General features: G+C 52.6%; 1 tRNA gene and 2 rRNA genes (1 of these 3 cut by a window edge). All 3 read left to right on the top strand.

The features are described 5' to 3' along the window. Positions 1-2,080 (top strand): 23S ribosomal RNA (locus SJY10_RS01035); it begins 824 nt to the left of the window's first position. A 153-nt stretch (positions 2,081-2,233) separates the two neighbouring features. After that, positions 2,234-2,348 (top strand): 5S ribosomal RNA (rrf, locus tag SJY10_RS01030). A 78-nt stretch (positions 2,349-2,426) separates the two neighbouring features. Then, positions 2,427-2,500 (top strand) — tRNA-Met (locus SJY10_RS01025).

The following is a 2,500-nucleotide window of genomic DNA, read 5'->3' as shown; positions in this document are numbered from 1 at the left end:
GGAGATAGCTGGTTCTCTGCGAAATCTATTTAGGTAGAGCGTCGTCCGAATACCCTCGGGGGTAGAGCACTGGATGGGTAATGGGGCCTTACCGGCTTACTGATCCTAACCAAACTCCGAATACCGAGGAGTACTAGACGGCAGACACACATCGGGTGCTAACGTCCGGTGTGAAGAGGGAAACAACCCTGACCTACGACTAAGGCCCCTAATTCATGGCTAAGTGGGAAAGCAGGTGGGACGACCAAAACAACCAGGAGGTTGGCTTAGAAGCAGCCATCCTTTAAAGATAGCGTAACAGCTCACTGGTCTAAATAAGTTGTCCTGCGGCGAAGATGTAACGGGGCTCAAGCCATGAGCCGAAGTCTAGGGTGTATAGCAATATACGCGGTAGCAGAGCGTAGTGTGACATAAGACTTTGTCTTATCCTGATCTCTTGATCCTGGCGCAGACGATTATGAGAGGGTTCGCCCTCAAGTAGCCGAAGGCGGTAGGGCATAAAGAGAGGTCAGAAAAGACGAAGTCTTTTCTGTGAAGCCCCCCTGTGAGGGATGGGGTGGAGAGATCACTAGTGAGAATGATGACATGAGTAGCGACAAAGGGAGTGAGAGACTCCCTCGCCGAAAGTCCAAGGGTTCCTGCTTAAAGCTAATCTGAGCAGGGTAAGCCGACCCCTAAGGCGAGGCCGAAAGGCGTAGTCGATGGGAACCAGGTTAATATTCCTGGGCCGTGGAGTGGTGACGGATCTGAGACGTAGTTCATCCTTATCGGATTGAATGGGCTGCCAACAGGTTCCTGGAAATAGCCCTCCTTTAAGATCGTACCCTAAACCGACACAGGTGGACTGGTAGAGAATACCAAGGCGCTTGAGAGAACCACATTTAAGGAACTCGGCAAAATACCTCCGTAAGTTCGCGAGAAGGAGGCCCGTTCAGAACGCAAGTTTTGGGCGGGGGCACAAACCAGGGGGTGGCGACTGTTTACTAAAAACACAGGGCTCTGCGAAGTCGTAAGACGACGTATAGGGTCTGACGCCTGCCCGGTGCCTGAAGGTTAAAAGGAGGAGTGCAAGCTCCGAATTGAAGCCCAGGTAAACGGCGGCCGTAACTATAACGGTCCTAAGGTAGCGAAATTCCTTGTCGGGTAAGTTCCGACCTGCACGAATGGCGTAACGACTTCCCCGCTGTCTCAAATGTGGACTCAGCGAAATTGAATTGCCTGTCAAGATGCAGGCTACCCGCGGTTAGACGGAAAGACCCCATGCACCTTTACTACAACTTTACACTGGCATCAGGTACAGCATGCGCAGGATAGGTGGTAGGCTTTGAAGCCGGGACTCTGGTCCTGGTGGAGCCTCCCTTGAGATACCACCCTTGCTCTGCTTGATGTCTAACCGCGGTCCGTTATCCGGATCCGGGACCCTGTATGGTGGGTAGTTTGACTGGGGCGGTCGCCTCCCAAATTGTAACGGAGGCGCGCGAAGGTTGGCTCAGAGCGGTCGGAAATCGCTCGTTGAGTGCAATGGCAGAAGCCAGCCTGACTGCAAGACTGACAAGTCGAGCAGAGACGAAAGTCGGCCATAGTGATCCGGTGGTCCCGCGTGGAAGGGCCATCGCTCAACGGATAAAAGGTACGCTGGGGATAACAGGCTGATGGTGCCCAAGAGTCCATATCGACGGCACCGTTTGGCACCTCGATGTCGGCTCATCTCATCCTGGGGCTGGAGCAGGTCCCAAGGGTACGGCTGTTCGCCGTTTAAAGAGGTACGTGAGCTGGGTTTAGAACGTCGTGAGACAGTTCGGTCCCTATCTTCCGTGGGTGTAGGATACTTGAGAGGAGTTGCCCCTAGTACGAGAGGACCGGGGTGAACGATCCACTGGTGGACCTGTTGTCGTGCCAACGGCAGTGCAGGGTAGCTATGATCGGACAGGATAACCGCTGAAGGCATCTAAGCGGGAAGCCCCCCTCAAAACAAGGTATCCCTGAGGACCGAGGTAGACCACCTCGTCGATAGGCCAGAGATGTAAGCGCAGCAATGTGTTCAGTTGACTGGTACTAATGGTCCAATAGGCTTGATTTGATCCAGTAGAAGCTAGACTTCAAAAGAACAAATCAAAATACATACACACCACAACATCAGTTGTGCTGACTTGAACAACGGTCCGCGTAAATACGCAGGCCGCTGATGTGAAAACGCGGGAAAACAAAAAACCCGCCGTCTGTGTTTTTTTGGTGTGGTGATCATAGCGTGAGCAAAACACCCGATCCCATCCCGAACTCGGCAGTTAAGTGCCACTGCGCTGATGGTACTGCGTCTTAAGACGTGGGAGAGTAAGTCATTGCCACACCTAATAAACACAGACACCTATCTCTCGACGATCTAAAAACAAATAATGCATCATACGGACAAAAAACGTCCAAAATGGCGCGGGATGGAGCAGCCCGGTAGCTCGTCAGGCTCATAACCTGAAGGTCGTAGGTTCAAATCCTACTCCCGCAA

The sequence above is a fragment of the Loktanella sp. R86503 genome, from assembly GCF_042466455.1.
In the GTDB taxonomy this organism is placed as follows: Bacteria; Pseudomonadota; Alphaproteobacteria; order Rhodobacterales; family Rhodobacteraceae; genus Loktanella.
Note: the sequence above shows the minus strand (reverse complement) of the source record. Positions and strands in the feature narration are given on the sequence as shown.